This window comes from Arthrobacter yangruifuii (assembly GCF_009192775.1).
GTDB classification, from domain to species: domain Bacteria; phylum Actinomycetota; class Actinomycetes; order Actinomycetales; family Micrococcaceae; genus Arthrobacter_B; species Arthrobacter_B yangruifuii.
Genome location: NZ_VTFX01000001.1, coordinates 234,582 through 250,959, shown reverse-complemented (window position 1 = coordinate 250,959; position 16,378 = coordinate 234,582). Strand labels below are relative to the sequence as shown.

16 protein-coding genes are annotated in these 16,378 nt (G+C 65.6%); 2 read left to right on the top strand and 14 right to left on the bottom strand.

Annotation, left to right across the window (positions count from 1 at the left end; genetic code table 11):
* Positions 1 to 16: 16 nt before the first annotated feature.
* Positions 17 to 2,041 carry an APC family permease gene (locus GD627_RS01250; RefSeq protein ID WP_146359907.1) on the top strand — a complete coding sequence of 675 codons (2,025 nt, stop codon included), beginning with the start codon at positions 17 to 19 and terminating at the stop codon, positions 2,039 to 2,041.
* A gap of 69 nt (positions 2,042 to 2,110) precedes the next feature.
* Here GD627_RS01250 and GD627_RS01245 read toward each other — a convergent pair whose 3' ends face one another.
* The 14 genes from GD627_RS01245 to GD627_RS01180 form a co-directional block, all read right to left on the bottom strand.
* Entirely contained in the window at positions 2,111 to 2,728 is a 618-nt protein-coding gene (locus tag GD627_RS01245) for a hypothetical protein (protein ID WP_152271024.1), read from the bottom strand.
* 59 nt (positions 2,729 to 2,787) lie between these two features.
* Complete coding sequence (gene dnaB / locus GD627_RS01240) at positions 2,788 to 4,170, bottom strand: replicative DNA helicase (RefSeq protein ID WP_146361614.1); 1,383 nt, start codon at positions 4,168 to 4,170, stop codon at positions 2,788 to 2,790.
* Positions 4,171 to 4,737: 567 nt separating this feature from the next.
* Positions 4,738 to 5,187, bottom strand: coding sequence for a 50S ribosomal protein L9 (gene rplI, locus GD627_RS01235; protein ID WP_146359901.1), 450 nt, complete (start codon positions 5,185 to 5,187; stop codon positions 4,738 to 4,740).
* Positions 5,188 to 5,205: 18 nt separating this feature from the next.
* Positions 5,206 to 5,445 carry a 30S ribosomal protein S18 gene (gene rpsR, locus GD627_RS01230; RefSeq protein ID WP_007269381.1) on the bottom strand — a complete coding sequence of 80 codons (240 nt, stop codon included), beginning with the start codon at positions 5,443 to 5,445 and terminating at the stop codon, positions 5,206 to 5,208.
* A 150-nt stretch (positions 5,446 to 5,595) separates the two neighbouring features.
* On the bottom strand, positions 5,596 to 6,162 hold the full coding sequence (locus GD627_RS01225; RefSeq protein WP_146359898.1) for a single-stranded DNA-binding protein: 567 nt from the start codon (positions 6,160 to 6,162) through the stop codon (positions 5,596 to 5,598).
* A gap of 35 nt (positions 6,163 to 6,197) precedes the next feature.
* The gene (rpsF, locus tag GD627_RS01220) at positions 6,198 to 6,554 is read right to left on the bottom strand and encodes a 30S ribosomal protein S6 (protein ID WP_146359895.1); all 357 of its coding nucleotides are present in this window, start codon (positions 6,552 to 6,554) and stop codon (positions 6,198 to 6,200) included.
* Between the two features lie 213 nt (positions 6,555 to 6,767).
* A complete protein-coding gene (locus GD627_RS01215; protein ID WP_152271023.1) occupies positions 6,768 to 8,048 on the bottom strand; it encodes a M18 family aminopeptidase in 1,281 nt (426 codons plus the stop codon).
* Positions 8,049 to 8,223: 175 nt separating this feature from the next.
* A complete protein-coding gene (locus GD627_RS01210; RefSeq protein ID WP_152271022.1) occupies positions 8,224 to 9,102 on the bottom strand; it encodes an ABC transporter permease in 879 nt (292 codons plus the stop codon).
* Positions 9,103 to 9,106: 4 nt separating this feature from the next.
* Complete coding sequence (locus tag GD627_RS01205; RefSeq protein WP_152271021.1) at positions 9,107 to 10,060, bottom strand: ABC transporter ATP-binding protein; 954 nt, start codon at positions 10,058 to 10,060, stop codon at positions 9,107 to 9,109.
* Between the two features lie 103 nt (positions 10,061 to 10,163).
* Positions 10,164 to 11,105 carry an ABC transporter ATP-binding protein gene (locus GD627_RS01200; protein WP_152271020.1) on the bottom strand — a complete coding sequence of 314 codons (942 nt, stop codon included), beginning with the start codon at positions 11,103 to 11,105 and terminating at the stop codon, positions 10,164 to 10,166.
* A 30-nt stretch (positions 11,106 to 11,135) separates the two neighbouring features.
* Positions 11,136 to 11,978, bottom strand: coding sequence for an ABC transporter permease (locus tag GD627_RS01195; protein ID WP_152271019.1), 843 nt, complete (start codon positions 11,976 to 11,978; stop codon positions 11,136 to 11,138).
* Positions 11,975 to 12,979: an ATP-binding cassette domain-containing protein gene (locus tag GD627_RS01190; protein ID WP_152271018.1), complete on the bottom strand. Its 1,005-nt coding sequence runs from the start codon at positions 12,977 to 12,979 to the stop codon at positions 11,975 to 11,977. Before GD627_RS01190 ends, GD627_RS01195 begins: the two co-directional genes overlap by 4 nt.
* A 66-nt stretch (positions 12,980 to 13,045) precedes the next feature.
* Entirely contained in the window at positions 13,046 to 14,248 is a 1,203-nt protein-coding gene (locus GD627_RS01185; protein ID WP_152271017.1) for an MFS transporter, read from the bottom strand.
* Positions 14,249 to 14,262: 14 nt separating this feature from the next.
* Positions 14,263 to 15,945, bottom strand: coding sequence for an ABC-F family ATP-binding cassette domain-containing protein (locus GD627_RS01180; protein ID WP_152271016.1), 1,683 nt, complete (start codon positions 15,943 to 15,945; stop codon positions 14,263 to 14,265).
* Between the two features lie 85 nt (positions 15,946 to 16,030).
* Between GD627_RS01180 and GD627_RS01175 the strand changes: the two genes are divergently transcribed.
* Positions 16,031 to 16,351: a putative quinol monooxygenase gene (locus GD627_RS01175; RefSeq protein WP_146359868.1), complete on the top strand. Its 321-nt coding sequence runs from the start codon at positions 16,031 to 16,033 to the stop codon at positions 16,349 to 16,351.
* Positions 16,352 to 16,378: the final 27 nt, after the last annotated feature.

The window sequence follows — 16,378 nt, the reverse complement described above, 5'->3', positions numbered from 1 at the left end:
GGCTTCTGGACAGTGGATGCGGGCCGGTCTAACGTTGGTCCTCGTGCTCACATTCTTCAATGCGCTCAAGCGCATTCTGGTCGGGCGTCCGTACGGCAACGAACGCCTCGCGCACACCCTCCTTCCAAAGCGCATCGCGCTTCCCGTTTTCGCCTCGGATGCCCTCTCCTCGGCCGCCTATGCGCCGGACGAGATTCTGCTGACGCTGGCGCTGGCCGGCGTCGCCGCCGTAACCGTTTCACCCTGGGTGGGCCTCGCGGTGATTGTTGTGCTGCTCACGGTGGTGGCCTCCTACCGGCAGAACGTGCATGCCTACCCCTCCGGCGGCGGCGACTACGAGATTGCCAGTACCAACCTCGGCAAACCCGCCGGCCTGACCGTGGCCGCGGCCCTGCTGGTGGACTATGTGCTCACGGTAGCGGTGTCCATGTCCTCGGCAGCGACCTATCTGGTAACCGCCGTTCCGGCACTGCACGGCGCCCAGGCCACCATCGCCGTCGTCGGCGTGGCCGTGCTGGTCCTCGTGAACCTGCGCGGCATCCGCGAGGCCGGTGCAGTGTTCGCCGTGCCCGCCTATATATTTATGGCCTCCGTGGTCGGCATGTGCCTGACCGGGCTGATCCAGTTCCTCACCGGCAACCTCCGGCAGGCACCCTCCGCCGACTTCGGGCTGGTACCTGAAGCGGGACTGGACGGCGGTCTGGTGGGGCTGGCCGGAGCATTCCTGCTGCTGCGGGCCTTCTCCTCCGGTGCAGCGGCACTCACCGGCGTCGAGGCCATCAGCAACGGCGTGCCCACCTTCCGCAAGCCCAAGAGCGCCAATGCCGCCACCACGCTGCTGCTGCTGGGCGTCATCGCCACCGCCATGATCGGCGGCATCCTCGCTATGGCCAACCTCACCAAGGTGCATGTGGCGCAGGACCCGGCCACCCAGCTCACCCTCAACGGCACCCCGTTGGGCGAGGACTATATCCAGCACCCGGTCATCAGCCAGCTGGCCGAGACCATCTTCGGCGGCGGCAGCATTTTCTTCTACATTGTGGTGGCTTCCACCGGACTCATCCTGGTCTTCGCCTCCAACACCGCATTCAACGGCTTCCCGGTGCTCGGCTCCATCCTGGCCAAGGACGGATACCTGCCGCGCCAGATGCGCACCCGCGGGGACCGGCTGGCCTTCAGCAACGGCATTATCTCCCTGGGCCTGGGCGCCCTGGTGTTGATTGCGGCCTTCGATGCGGACGTCACCCGGCTGATCCAGCTCTACATCGTGGGAGTGTTCGTCTCCTTCACTGCCAGCCAGCTGGGCATGATCCGGCACTGGACGGGCAAGCTGCGCATCGAGCGGGACAAGGACGCACGACGCCGGATGCAGCGCTCACGGGCCATCAACGCCCTCGGGTTCGGAATGACGGCCCTGGTGCTGTTGATCGTGATCATCACCAAGTTCCTGCACGGCGCCTGGATTGCCCTGCTTGCCATGGCCGTCCTCTACGTGATCATGTACAGCATCCGCGTCCACTATGACACCGTCGCGCGGGAGCTGGCGCTCAAGGCGGACGAGCACGGCCTGGCCCTGCCCTCCCGGGTCAACGCCGTGATCCTGATTTCCCAGATCCACAAGCCGGCGCTGCGGGCCATCGCCTACGCCCGCGCTTCCCGTCCGTCCAGCCTCAATGCCATCACCGTGGACATCGACCCGGAGGAGACCCGGCGCACGCTGGCCGAATGGGACCGCCTGGAGATCCCGGTGCCCCTGACGGTCCTGTCCTCGCCCTACCGCGAAACCATCTCCCCGGTGCTGGCATACCTGCGCGAGGCCCGCCGCAACGCCCCGCGCGAGCTGTTCGTGGTGTACATCCCCGAGTATGTGGTGGGGCGATGGTGGGAGCAGCTGCTGCACAACCAGACAGCCCTGCGGATCAAGGCCCGGCTGCACTTCGAGCCGGCAACCATGGTTGCCAGCGTGCCGTGGCAGCTTGTCTCCAGCCATGACGCCAACGGGGAGCCCGCAGGCGGCCCCGGCGCGAACACCCGGGGCTAGATACAGCTCGGCGCATCCGGAACGGGGTATCCCGCTCCGGATGCGCCGTAGTTTCCTAGCGCCGCGCCGTTACCGGCCGCTGCGGCCGGCCAGGACCGAACGGTAGGCATACTCGGTGAGCCGGCCGTCCTGCACGGCCTGTTCCACGGCGGCAAAGGAGCGCGGACCCTCATCGCTGTACGGGAAGTGGATGAGCTCGGCAATGAGCTCCCACTCCTCCGCCACGGAGTTGATGAGGTCCTCCGGCGTTTCCTCGTCCGACGGCCCGCCGTTGAGGACCGTCCAGGCGCCATCGGGGACCCGGTAGGCCTCCAGCCGGTCGAGATCCGCCTCGAGTCCGTCCAGGGAGTCGTACTCCGTCTGCGCCTCCGGGGGAACGGAACCGTCCGGCGTCGCCAGCTGGCTGACGAAGGTGCTGTCGGAGGACGGATAGATGGACGTGGGAACCGGCTCGCCTTCCTCCAGGTAGGCAGGCAGCTGGGAGGGCATCCAGTACCAGGCGTCGCCCTGGTCAGGTCCGCCGGGCTGGTCCCGCTCGCTGATCCAGCCGCGCGAAGTCAGCAGCGCCTCGGCCTCATCACTGAAATAGGCGGTCTCTCCGCTCAGCATGGCGTTGATCTCATGCTCGGCCCGGCGGGCCTGCTTTTTCTTGGAAACGGCCTTCTTGCGGGGCTTGGACTTGGGCACGGCGGATCTCCTGCTGTGGTGGTGGAACTGAAAAGGGTAGGCGGCGCAGCGGGAGACGGCTAGAAGCCGCTGCCGCCTTCGACAGCCATGTTCGAGAAGCGCGAGTAATGGCCCTGGAAACCCACCACGATGGTCTTGGTGGGACCGTTACGGTGCTTGGCCACAATCACGTCGGCCTCGCCGGCGCGCGGGGACTCCTTGTCATAGATGTCCTCGCGGTGCAGCAGGATCACCATGTCCGCGTCCTGCTCGATCGAGCCGGATTCACGCAGATCCGAAACCATCGGCTTCTTGTCCGTACGCTGCTCGGAGCCACGGTTCAGCTGAGACAACGCGATGACGGGCACTTCGAGTTCCTTCGCCAGCAGCTTCAGGGCACGCGAGAACTCGGACACTTCCTGCTGGCGGGATTCCACGCGCTTGCCCGAGGACATCAGCTGCAGGTAGTCCAGCACCACGAGCTTGAGGTCATGACGCTGCTTCAGACGCCGGCACTTGGCGCGGATTTCCATCAGGGACATATTGGGGCTGTCATCGATAAACAGCGGTGCGTCGTTCATCCGGCCCATGGTGGTGGCGATCTTGCCCCACTGTTCATCCTTGATGGTGCCCTTGCGCAGGTCCTGGAGGCCGATGGTCGCCTCCGCGGAGAGCAGGCGCATCGCAATTTCGTTGCGGCCCATTTCCAGCGAGAAGAAGACGGTGGTCATGTTGTTCTTGATGGCGGCCGAGCGGGCGAAGTCCAGGGCAAAGGTGGACTTACCGACGGCGGGACGGGCGGCGATAACAATCATCTGGCCGGGGTGCAGGCCCTGGGTGAGCTCGTCGAGTTCGTAGAAGCCGGTGGGAACGCCGGTCATTCCTTCCCCGCGGTGGCCTGCGGATTCGATCTCATCCACGGTGCCCTCGATGATGTCCTTCAGCGGAACGTAGTCTTCCGCCGTCCGGCGCTCGGCCACCGCATAGATCTCGGCCTGGGCGGCGTTGACAATGTCATCCACCTCCATGCCTTCATTGGAGTAGCCCAGCTGGACGATCTTCGTTCCGGCACCGACCAGGCGGCGCAGGACGGCCCGTTCGCGCACAATCTCGGCATAGAATCCGGCATTGGCCGCGGTGGGTACCGACTGGATCAGGGTGTGCAGGTACGCCGGGCCGCCGATGCGGCCGATCTCGCCGCGCTTGGTGAGCTCATCCGACACGGTGACGGCGTCGGCCGGTTCACCGCGGCCGTAGAGGTCAATGATCGCCTCGTAGATGGCCTCATGGGCCGGACGGTAGAAGTCGATGCCGCGCAGGACCTCCACGCAGTCCGCGATGGCATCCTTGGACAGCATCATGCCGCCCAATACCGATTGTTCGGCCACCAGGTCCTGGGGCGGTGTCCTCGCGAAGTCCGGACCTGATGTTGATGCCGGGGAGTCCGTATGCGTGAGCGACACTGTGACCCTTTCCATAAAGGCTAAGACGTTTCGATCCCTGCCCTGCCGGAGGGCTGGTCTATCTCTATCAGCCCGCACTGACTTTCGGCCGGATCGGCGGCGGCGGTGCTGACGGATCCTCTACCGGCTGGCATGCGTCTGAAGAAGGGATTCACCGCAACCGTATGCCCCCCGCGCCCTGCCGACAAACGCGTTATCCACAGCTCCTGTGGACAGTATGTGGATAACGCGGCGTGTCTTGTGCACAGGCTGGGTATAAGCATGTGGATAAATCTTGGGTTTTTCCACAAATACGGCTCTGACTAGGGCAAATGCTTGTCCACACCTGTGCAAACAAAGTATTTTTCCGCCACGCCCGGCCCTTGGCGCCGTGTTGACAGGCGGCAAAAACACGCCTAAGGGTGGCGAAATCCACACCTGGCCCTCCGGATATCCACAATCCCGGTCCCGAGTCTGTGGATTGCGTGTCCGGGGCCGACGCTGCAGCCGCCGGAACATGCACGGGACACACAAAAGCACCCCCCGGACCGAAGGCCGGAAGGTGCTGTTGCGTGTCTGCGTCAGACGTTAGCCTGCAACGACCTCGAGGTCGATGACGGCTGCAACGTCGTTGTGCAGGCGGACGTTGGCCTGGAAGGAACCAACCGACTTGATGTGTGTCGGCAGTTCAACCTTGCGCTTGTCGATGGCGCCGAGACCGGCGGCTTCGACAGCAGCGGCAACGTCGCCGGGCTTGACGGTACCGAAGAGGCGTCCGGACTCGCCGGCCTTGACGGTCAGCTTGACCGGCTTGGCGGAGAGAGCAGCAGCCTGCTTCTGAGCATCTTCCAAGGAAGCGTGCTCGCGGGCAGCGCGGGCAGCCTTGATGGACTCAACCTGCTTCTCGCCACCCTTGGTCCAGGTCAGAGCGAAGCCGCGGGGCAGGAGGTAGTTACGTGCGTAACCGTCCTTAACCTCGATGACGTCGCCGGCAGCGCCGAGACCGGTTACTTCGTGGGTCAGAATGAGCTTTGCCATGAATTAGGTTCCTTTCCTTTAGCCGCGGCCAGCGCCGGAGTACGGCAGGAGAGCAACTTCGCGGGCATTCTTGATTGCCTGGGCGATCTTGCGCTGTTCCTGCACGGATACGCCAGTTACGCGACGGGCGCGGATCTTTCCGCGGTCGGAAATGAACTTGCGCAGCAATGCTACGTCCTTGTAGTCGATGACAGTGATGTCAGCGGCCTTCAAGGGATTGGACTTTGGTTTGGGCTTGCGAAGTTCAGCCTTAGCCATCGTGGAGCTCCTTATGTCTAGTGGAGCCCGTGGATACATTTTCCACGGGATGGGCTCGACGGCGGTTGCCGTCTGAGGATGGCGTCCGAAGACGCCGGGTGAAGGGCCGCTGCTCCGTAAAGGAGGTAGCCGCTCCTCGAATGAAGAGGTTTAGAAGGGCGGATCGTTGGAATCCGGGCCGCTGCCCCATCCACCGGAGTTGCCGCCCGCAGGGGCGCCCCAGGGATCGTCAGCCGGTGCGGACTGCGTCTGCTGCTGCTGGCCGCCGCCCCAACCGGAGTTGGAATTGCCGCCGAAGCCGCCGCCACCGCCGCCGTTGTTACCGCCGAAGCCGCCGCCGCCACCGCCGGAGCGCTGGGTGCGGGTGACCTTGGCAGAGGCATAACGGAGCGAGGGGCCGATTTCGTCGACCTCAAGCTCCATGACGGTGCGCTTTTCGCCCTCTTTGGTTTCGTACGAACGCGACTTCAGGCGGCCCTGGCAAACTACGCGGGTTCCCTTGGTGAGGGACTCGGCGACGTTTTCAGCAGCTTCACGCCAGACAGACGCGCGGAGGAACAGCGTTTCGCCGTCCTTCCACTCGTTGGACTGACGGTCGAAGGTCCGGGGGGTTGAAGCAATGGTGAAGTTCGCCACTGCCGAACCGGACGGAGTGAACCGCAGTTCCGGGTCGTTGGTTAGGTTACCGACGACGGTGATTGTTGTCTCGCCTGCCATGAAAGCCTCCTGATATCAGTACGGGTTGTCCGAAATTACTCTGCGGAAACCTTTGCAGCGGCGTCCTTCTTGGCGGCCTTCTTGGCATCCTTCTTCGAGATCTTCTGCTCTTCAGGGCGGATGATCTTGGTGCGCATGATGGTCTCATTGAGGCTCAGCTGGCGATCAAGCTCAGCTGCTGCTGCAGGCGTACCGGTGAAGTTAACCACCGCGTAGATGCCTTCAGTCTTTTTCTGGATTTCGTAGGCCAGTCGACGACGGCCCCAGATGTCTACCTTGTCGATGGTTCCACCATCGTTGCGGACAACATTGAGGAACTTGTCGAGCGAAGGCTCGACGGTACGCTCTTCGACCTCGGGGTCGATGATTACCATCAGTTCATAAGCACGCATTTGTGAACCCACCTCCTTTGGGCTGTACGGTCACGGTATTTCCGTAACAGGAGGTTCTTTTGCGTTGTCTCCCCTCGGCATGCAGCTGATCCGCAGCGGGGGGAATCTGCCGACCTAAGCCGACAGCACAGACTTTCTTATCCTATCCGATTTCCGAAGCCCGGATTGACACGCCGGCATCCGTGCCGGCTGTGAAGGACTCCGCAGCAGGGTTCAGGCGGCACCGTTGGCGAAGAACAGCTCAGCGACGGCCGCCAGGCGCAGGGGATCCTCCACCCCGGCCATTTCCCGGGCCGAGTGCATGGACAGCACGGGAATCCCCACGTCAACCGTGCGGATCCCCAGCCGCGTGGCGGTCAGGGGGCCGATGGTGGAACCGCAGGGAACGGAGTTGTGGGACACGAATTCCTGGTACGGCACCCCCGCGGCGGCGCAGAGTGCCGCCCAGCGGGCCGTGCCGGGCGCATCGGTGGTGTAGCGCTGGTTTGCGTTGATCTTCAGCAGGGGCCCGCCGTTGAGCACCGGGTGGTTGGCGGGATCGTGGCGTTCCGCGTAGTTGGGGTGGACCGCATGGCCTACGTCGGCGGAAATGCAGAAGGATGCCGCCAGCGCCCGGGCGCGCTCCGACGTCGTGGCACCCAATCCGTCACTGATCCGCATCAGCACGTCTTCGAGGAACGGCCCGGCGGCTCCGGACCGGCTGCCGCTGCCCACCTCTTCATGGTCGAAGGCCGCGAGCACGGCTACCGGTGCGGTGGGTGCGACGTCGGCGGCAATAAGTGCGACCACACCGGCGTGGACGGAGGAGAGGTTATCCAGCCGCCCCGAGGCGAAGAACTCGCCCTGGGCGCCGAAGACCTGCGGCGCCTGGGTGTCGGCGGCAACAATGTCGTATCCGCCGATCTGCTCCGGCGCCAGGCCGGCCTTCGCGGCCAGCAGCTCCATGAGGTCCGAGGTGGAGGGGTCCCCCAGCCCCCAGACCGGGTTCATGTGCTGCTGCTTGTCCAGTTTGAGGCCCTCGTTCACGGCCCGGTCCAGGTGGATGGCCAGCTGCGGGAAGCGCATCAGCGGGCCGGTCTCCACGAGCCGCTCCTCGCCGTCCAGGGTGACCATGCGCCCGGCAAGCTGCAGCTCCCGGTCCAGCCAGGAGTTCAGCAGCGGGCCGCCGTACACCTCGACGCCGGCCTGCAGCCAGCCCAACCGTCCCGTGGTGGGCCGCGGCTTGAGCTTGAAGGACGGGGAGTCCGTGTGGGTGCCCAGGATCGAGAAACCGGTGGCGGGACCGGCGGCGTCCGGGGTGACCCAAGCGATGAAGGCACCGTCACGCACCACAAAGAATTTTCCGGCCGAGCGGGGGAAATCCCCGGTCTCCAGCACTTCGGTGAATCCTGCCTCCGTGAGGCGGCGTGCACCTTCGCGGGCTGCGTGGAAGCTGGAGGGGGAGGCGCTGACAAACGCGCCGAGGTCATTTACGTGGGCCAATGCGTCAGACATGCTCTGATTCAACCAGAGCGCCCGGTCCCGGCGTAACCGCGGGCCGTTCCGGGCGTAAAGAACCCCCGGCGTCGCCGACGCCGGGGGTTGTGGAGGAGCTGTGAAGCAGATGGGTATCCGGTGGAGCCGGAAGCGGCCGTTCTTCCGCCGCCGGCCCCACCGAAGCATGGAAGCCCTAGACGTCCCGTTTCTTGGTGACGATCAGGGAAGCGATCAGCAGTACGGCTGCCCAGGCTGCGAGGACCAGGCCGCCCTGCAGCTGGGTGAGGGCTCCGTCCGCAATCGGGCCGGCCGTCACCAGCTGGGTTCCCGCGTTGCTCGGCAGGAACCGTGCGGCGTCCGGAATCCAGTCCGCCAGGTTCTCCACGATGGCCACTACCAGGGGCAGGACGAAGATGATGCCGATGGCGGTCACCACGCCTCCGGCGGTGTTCCGAAGCAGGGTTCCGATGGCCATGGCAAACACGGCGATCAGCGCCAGGCACGTTCCGGTGTTGAGGATGCTGGCAAGCACGCCGTCATCGTCCAGGGACAGGGTGAGGTCCGCGCTGCCCAGGATCGGCTGGGCCACCAGGAAGGAAATGAAGGCGGCACCGGCACCGACCACGAAGGAAATCAGGGCGATAAGCAGGTTCTTTGCCAGCAGCGCCGGAATGCGCTTCGGAACAGCGCTGAAGGTGGAGCGGATCATTCCGGTGCCCCATTCCGAGGCGATGAGCACCACCGCGAGGGAAGCGATGAGCAACTGGCCGAAGAAGAGTCCGCTGGCGGGGATCTCCGGAACCAGGCTGTCGGCCGCAGGCGGCCCGGCCTGCGCTGCTTCCGGGCTGCCGGCACCGCCGCCGAATTCAGTGACAATCTGGGCTGTGCCCCAGGCAGCGAGAGCTGCCAGGCCGACCATCACCACCACGGTGATGGCCAGGAGGATCACCGTGGAAGGGACCGTGGTGATCTTGATCCACTCGGATTTCAGGACCCGGAGGAAGCTCAGCCCGGAACCGGAGGAGGACGCCGGCGATGACGCGGGATTCTTGGATGTTGTAGCGGTACTCACGGTTCTATTTCCCCTTCCCGGAGGCAGTTCCCGCGGCGGTTAGCTCCGGCGGCAGGTCCTGGGACCGGTATTCAACGTCATCTCGGGTCAGCTCCATGTAGGCGTCCTCAAGGGAAACCTGCAGGGGCGTCAGTTCGTACACCAGGATCCGGCGGTCCAGTGCGGCCTCGGCGATGGTACGCGGTTCCGCCCCCGTGACCTCCAGCAGCCCGGATTCCTTCTCCACGCCGGAGACCCCCGGTCCGGTCAGCGCTTCCAGCAGTTCGCGCGGGCTGTCCGTACGGACGAGGACGCGTACCTTGTTCTGGCCGGCAATGATCTCGGCGATGGGCGCGTCGGCAATGATCTGGCCGCGGCCAATCACAATCAAGTGGTCCGCCGTCTGCGCCATTTCGCTCATCAGGTGGGAGGAGAGGAACACGGTGCGGCCTTCCGCGGCCAGCCCCCGGGCCAGGTGGCGGACCCAGAGGACGCCTTCCGGATCGAGTCCGTTGACCGGCTCGTCCAGGATGACCGTGTGCGGGTCTCCCAGCAGTGCGGAGGCGATACCAAGCCGCTGCCCCATACCCAGGGAGAAGCCGCCTACCCGCTTCTTGGCCACCGGGCCCAGGCCGGTGAGCTCAATGACTTCGTTGACCCGCTTGGCGGAAATGCCGTGGGTAGCCGCCATGGCCCGCAGGTGGTTGTATGCGCTGCGCTTGGTGTGGACGGCTTTCGCGTCGAGCAGGGCACCGACCTCGCGCAGCGGTGCCTTGTGCCGGGCATAGGGTTTGCCGTTGACCAGCACCCGCCCCGAGGTCGGACGGTCCAGACCCACAATCATGCGCATGGTGGTCGATTTACCGGCCCCGTTGGGACCTAGGAAACCGGTGACCTTGCCGGGCTGGACAGTAAAGGAAATGTTGTTGACGGCGGTTTTGTCGCCGTAACGCTTAGAGAGGCCGGATGCCTCGATCATGGGTGATCCTCACGTTGGGAAGCTAAAGCTGGGGGGTCTACCTCCACCATAGGCGTCCAGCACCGCAACGGGACCGGTCCAAGGGATGATTCAGGGGTCCCCCTTAGGGATGACCAGGGGTTTCCCGGTGGTCCGTGGTCAGGGACTGATATTCGGCCTCACCCCGGGTCAGGTCCATATAGGCGTCCTCCAGGGATGCCTGCTGCGGTGTCAGTTCAGTGATCAGGATCCGCCGCGAAAGCGCGGCCTCGGCTATGCCCCGCGCAGACACTCCGAGGACTTCCAGCCGGCCCGGAGCCGGCCGGCGCACCTCCACCGGACCGGAGCCGGAGCCCAGTGCAGCTGCCAGGGCCTCAGCATCATCGGTGCGCACCAGGGTGCGTTCCCGGCTGCTGCCGGCAAGGACCTCATCCATCGGCGCGTCCGCCAGGATCCTGCCCCTGCCGATCACGATCAGGTGGTCGGCGGTCAGCGCCATCTCGCTCATCAGATGCGAGGAGATGAACACCGTGCGCCCCTCCGCGGCGAGTCCCCTGGCCAGATGCCGGACCCACTGCACGCCTTCGGGGTCCAGGCCGTTGACCGGTTCATCCAGGATCAGGGTCTGCGGATTTCCCAACAAGGCCGCGGCAATCCCGAACCGCTGGCCCATGCCCATGGAGAAGCCGCCCACGCGTTTCCGGGCTACGGGTCCGAGTCCCGTCAGCTCGATGACTTCGTTGATGCGCGCCTTGGGGATGCTGTGCGTGGCGGCGAGCGCCCGCAGGTGGTTGTAGGCAGTCCGGCGGGGATGGAAGGCCTTGGCCTCCAGCAGGGCGCCCACTTCGCGCAGCGGCGCCTTGTGGTTGGCATACGGAGCACCGTTGACTGTCACGGACCCCGCGGTGGGGCGGTCCAGTCCCAGGATCATCCGCATGGTCGTGGATTTGCCGGCGCCGTTGGGTCCGAGGAAGCCGGTGACCTTGCCCGGCTGCACATCGAAGGTGATGCCGTCGACGGCGGTTTTGGCGCCGTAGCGCTTCGCTAAGCCCCGGGCTTCAATCACGCTGGTACCTCGTTCCCTCTTCGGAGCCCTTTACCGGGAGCTGATTGATTCGAACTTGCGCACGGCCAGCGGAACAAAGACCACGAGCATCACGGCCGCGCCGATCAGCACGGTGACCACCGCGTTCTGCATCGGCCAGGTGTCCGGTACGGGAGTGCTGCCGAGGTTTCCGAACAGCTCCCGAACAGCCTGCACCAGCGCCGAGACCGGATTCCAGTCCGCGAACGTCTGCAGCGGTCCGGGGAGGTTGGAACTCTGGACAAACGCATTGGAAATGAAGGTGATGGGAAAGAGGATCATGAAGGACGCGTTGTTGATTGTCTCCGGCGAGCGTACGGACATTCCGAGCAGGGCCATGACCCAGCTGAACGCGTAGGAGAACAGCAGCAGCAGGGCGATGGCGGCCAGGAACCGGCTAGGTGTGGTGTTTACCCGCCAGCCGACCAGCAGGCCCGTCCCCATCATGATGAGCATGGAAATGGCATTGAGCACCAGGTCTGCGTTGGTCCTGCCGATCAGCACCGCGGACGGACTCATGGGCAGGGTCCGGAACCGGTCAATGATGCCCTCCTTCAGGTCCTGCGCCATGGCGGAGCCGGAGAACGTGGACCCGAACACCACCGTCTGGGCGAAGATGCCGGCCATGAGGAACTGGGTGTAGTCGGTGCCGGCCACGGCGATGGACCCTCCGTAGACCTGGCTGAACAGCAGGACGAACATGATCGGCTGCAGGACGGCGAAAATAATCATGTCCGGCGAGCGCTTGATTTTGATCAGGTTCCGCTTGGTCACGGTCCAGCCGTCACCGGCCCAGCGGGCCGGAAGACTGGAGGCGCCGGTCCGGACCCCGGTTGCCGGCACTGCCGCGCTCATCGGCGTGCCTCCTCTTTCAGTTCCTCTTCCTCTTCGGCCGGTTTGCCCGTGAGCTGCAGGAACACGTCATCCAGGGTGGGGCGGCGGATGCCGGCGTCGTGCAGTTCGATGCCGCCGGCCTCCAGTTCGGACAGGATGCGCTGCAGGGCTGCGGGCCCGTCGACGACGGCGACCTCCAGCGTCCGGCCGTCGCCGGACACGTGCGGCTCGCCGGAGCCGTGCCGGCCGAGGATGGACATGGACGCCTCGGCATCGGACGGGCGAAGCAGCGCCACGGCCACCCGGTGTCCCCCGATCTGCGCCTTCAGCTCATCCGAGGTGCCCTCGGCAATGATTTTCCCCTCGTCGATGACCGCCACCTTGTCTGCCAGCTGGTCTGCTTCCTCCAGGTACTGGGTGGTCAGCAGCAGGGTGGTGCCCCGGGACACAAGATCGGTGATGACGCCCCAGAGCGCAATCCTGGACCGCGGATCCAGGCCCGTGGTGGGTTCGTCGAGGAACAGCACCCGGGGCTGGTTGACCAGTGCCCCCGCGAGGTCCAGCCGGCGGCGCATGCCGCCGGAGTAACCCTTCACCGGCCGGTTTCCCGCGTCGGTAAGTTCAAACATGTCGATCAGCTCGGCCGCCCGTTCCTTCGCCCGCGGGCCGGACAGGTGGTACAGGCGTCCCACCATCACCAGGTTCTCCAGCCCGGTGAGGTTCTCATCCACGGCCGAATACTGGCCGGACACACCGATGACGCGGCGCACGGCCTTGGGATCGCCGGCCACGTCGATGCCGTCAATGACGGCGGTGCCGGCGTCCGGCCTGATCAGGGTGGTGAGCACCTTGACGGCGGTGGTTTTCCCGGCCCCGTTAGGGCCCAGCAGGGCGGTGACCGTCCCTTCGGGAACTGCGATATCCAGGCCGTCCAGGGCATGGACCGGGCCGGATTTGGAGGAATAGACCTTGGTCAGCCCCTCGGCCGAGATCAACGGCGCGGACTCTGGGGAAAAGGACATGCGTCGAGGGTAGGGCCGGACGGCCCCGGCGCGCCCGGGTAATGCGGACAGGATCGGTCCGCAGACTCAGGCCGGTTTCGGTACGGCTTTCTGTTCAGCGGCTGCGGGGGCGAACACCACCGAGACCAGCATGGCCGCACCCACCACCAGCAGGGCATTACGCACACCCCAGTGCTCGCCGAGGAATCCCAGGACCGGCGGACCGACAAAGAAGGCCATGTACCCGATGGTGGAGACCACCGATACCCGTCCGGCTGCATGCACCGGGTCCTCTCCGGCGGCGGACATGCCCATCGGGAACCCCAGGGCCGCGCCGATCCCCCAGAGCACGGCACCCGCGGCGGCGAGTCCGACGTTCGGGGCGAACACAAAGAGCAGCAGTCCGGCCAGGGAGGCAGACATGCATATCCGCAGGGCGGGCACCCGTCCCATCCGGTCGATCAGCTTGGCACCGAACCATCGGGTCAGGGTCATGGCCGCTACAAACACAGCGAACATCATGGCGCCCGCGGACTCGCTGGTGCCCAGGCCGTCCACGGTGGCTTTGGCGACCCAGTCATTGGCCGCCCCTTCGGTCAGGGCAGCGCCCAGGACGACGACGCCGATCAGCAGCGTGCGTCCCTCGCGCCAGGCCCCGAACCTGGACACTGCGGCAGGAGCGTCCCCTTCCGCCGGTGCCTGGGCGGGGTGCGGCAGCTGCAGGAAATTCCGCGGCACGATCAGCACCACAACGCAGACCACGGTCAGGATCCCCAACAAATGCAGGGACAGCGGGACTCCCGCGAAGGAGAGCGCCGCGCCGATGAGGGCGCCGATGAACGATCCGGCGCTGAACGCGGCATGGAACCGCGGCATGATGTTCCGCCCCAGCCGGCGTTCGACGTCGGCGCCCTCGAGGTTCATGGCCACGTCCCAGCCGGCAATGCCCACCCCGAACACCAGCAGGCCGGCACCGGCCAGCGGAATCGAACCCAGATGCAGTCCGGCGGCAATAACCAGGGAGGCGGCCGACGTCGTGATGCCGCCGGCCCTTACCGTGCCGGCGGTTCCGATGCGCTGCGCCACGGAACCGGCCAGCGGCAGCGCCGCCACGGAGCCGATTGCCGAGAACAGCAGCAGCAGACCCACGCCGGCCGCGCCCACTCCAAGGTCCTCAGCGGCGGCGGGAATGCGCGCCGCCCAGCTGGCGAAAACCAGGCCGTTGAGGCCAAAAACCGTGAAGACGGCGATGAGGGCTTTGTTCAGGGCGGTATCACTGACGGAGTTCACGCAAGTATTCTCCCCTACCGGACGCGGTCCACCCGTTTCTCGTCCCAGACCGGCGCCTCGGACTCATAGACCCGGCCGTCGGAGCCGAAGACGAGGAACCGGTCGAAGCTGCGGGCAAACCAGCGGTCGTGGGTGACCGCCAGGACCGTCCCTTCGAAGGCATCGATGGCTTTCTCCAGGGCTTCGGCCGAGTGCAGGTCCAGGTTGTCGGTGGGCTCGTCCAGCAGCAGCAGGGTGGCGCCGGAGAGCTCCAGGAGCAGGATCTGCATCCGCGCCTGCTGGCCGCCGGACAGGGACTCGAACTTCTGCTCCGAGGAGGACGCCAGACCGTAGCGGTCCAGCGCGCCGGCCGCGGCTTCGCGGCCGAGCCCGGACCGGTGCTCGTCACCGCGGTGCAGGATGTCCAGCAGCGTCCGGTCCGCCAGGTCGGGGCGCATCATGGTCTGTGCAAAAAACCCCGGCCGGATGCGCGCACCGAGCTTCACGGAACCCTCGTGCGGCACCGCCGCGATCTCCACTTCCGAAACGGGCTGGTGTTCCCGGTCCGGGTCGCTGCCGCCCAGGGCCAGCAGGCGCAGGAAGTGGGACTTTCCGGAGCCGTTGGAGCCCAGCACCCCCACCCGGTCCCCGAACCAGATCTCGGTGCTGAAGGGCTTCATCAGCCCCGTCAGCTCCAGCTTCTGCGCCACCACGGCACGCTTGGCGGTACGCCCGCCGCGCAGCCGCATCTTGACGTTCTGCTCGATCGGCAGCGCTTCGGGCGGTCCGGCCTCGAGGAACTTCGCCAGCCGCGTCTGCGCCGCCTGGTAGCGGTTGGCCATATCGGAACGGAACGCCGCCTTGTTCTTGTACATGTTGACGAGTTCCTTGAGCTTGAGGTGCTCCTCGTCCCAGCGCCGGCGCAGTTCCTCGAACCGGGCATTGCGGTCTTCGCGTGCCTTGACGTAGCTGCTGAAGGCGCCGCCGTGGATCCAGGCGGAGGCACCGTTGATCCCCGGCTCCAGGGTCACGATGCGGGTGGCGGCGTTGTCCAGCAGCTCCCGGTCGTGGCTGACGAACAGCACGGACTTTTTGGACTGCGCCAGCTTGTCCTCCAGCCAGCGCTTGCCCGGAACGTCCAGGTAGTTGTCCGGTTCGTCCAGCAGCAGCAGCTCATCCGGCCCGGCGAAGAGCGCCTCCAGGACCAGGCGCTTCTGTTCACCGCCGGAGAGGGAAGCGGCCCTGCGGTACTGGGCCCGGTCAAAGGGCAGGCCCAGCGCGGCCATGGTCACCTCGTCCCAGACGGTCTCCTGCTCGTAGCCGCCGACGTCGCCCCAGTCGGTGATGGCGATGGCGTACCGCATCTGGGTGGGTTCGTCGTCGTGCTCCATCATGGCCAGCTCGGCGGCGTCCACTTCCCGGGCCGCAGCGGCGAGGGCCGGCGGGGCGGCGGAGACCAGCAGGTCACGGACGGTGCTGTCATCGCGGACCTGGCCGACGAACTGGCGCATGATGCCCATGTTGCCGGACCGTGAAACCGTGCCCTCGTCCGGCTGCAGGTCACCGGCAATAATGCGCAGGAGTGTGGTTTTCCCGGTGCCGTTGGGGCCGATCAGGGCGGTTTTATGCCCGTCGCCGACCTTGAAGCTGACACCGTTGAGCAGCTGCCGGCCGTCGGAGAGGAAATAGTCAATGTTGGATACGTCGAGATGCGCCACGTATCCATACTCGCATCTCCACCGAACCCGCCCCGGCGCGCCCTCCGCCGTTCAGGGGCGCCCGTCCGGGGCATACGATGAATCCATGATTTTTATTACCGTCAAATTCCTCGTCAAGCCCGAATGGACCGAACGCTTCCCGGAGCTGACCGCCGATTTCACCGCAGCCACCCGGGCGGAGCCGGGCAACCTCTGGTTCGACTGGTCCCGCAGCCTGGAAAACCCGAACGAGTTTGTGCTCGTCGAAGCCTTCAAGGACGACGCCGCGGCGGCCCACGTCCAGAGCGAGCACTTCCAGCAGGCCATGAAGGACATGGTCCAGGCACTGGTGGAAACCCCGAAGATCATCAATACCGTCATTGACGGCGAAGAGTGGTCCCGGATGGGTGAACTCACCGTCGAGTAGGACTATGTTCCGGTGCCCGGTCATGGG

Coding starts and splice junctions, on each gene's coding strand:
- rpsF (WP_146359895.1), bottom strand. CDS start 6,554: ATGCGTGCTTATGAACTGATGGTAATCATCGACCCCGAGGTCGAAGAG.
- GD627_RS01205 (WP_152271021.1), bottom strand. CDS start 10,060: ATGATCGAGGCATCCGGCCTCTCTAAGCGTTACGGCGACAAAACCGCC.
- rplI (WP_146359901.1), bottom strand. CDS start 5,187: ATGGCAAAGCTCATTCTGACCCACGAAGTAACCGGTCTCGGCGCTGCC.
- GD627_RS01225 (WP_146359898.1), bottom strand. CDS start 6,162: ATGGCAGGCGAGACAACAATCACCGTCGTCGGTAACCTAACCAACGAC.
- GD627_RS01195 (WP_152271019.1), bottom strand. CDS start 11,978: ATGAGCGCGGCAGTGCCGGCAACCGGGGTCCGGACCGGCGCCTCCAGT.
- rpsR (WP_007269381.1), bottom strand. CDS start 5,445: ATGGCTAAGGCTGAACTTCGCAAGCCCAAACCAAAGTCCAATCCCTTG.
- GD627_RS01190 (WP_152271018.1), bottom strand. CDS start 12,979: ATGTCCTTTTCCCCAGAGTCCGCGCCGTTGATCTCGGCCGAGGGGCTG.
- GD627_RS01215 (WP_152271023.1), bottom strand. CDS start 8,048: ATGTCTGACGCATTGGCCCACGTAAATGACCTCGGCGCGTTTGTCAGC.
- GD627_RS01175 (WP_146359868.1), top strand. CDS start 16,031: ATGATTTTTATTACCGTCAAATTCCTCGTCAAGCCCGAATGGACCGAA.
- GD627_RS01250 (WP_146359907.1), top strand. CDS start 17: ATGCGGGCCGGTCTAACGTTGGTCCTCGTGCTCACATTCTTCAATGCG.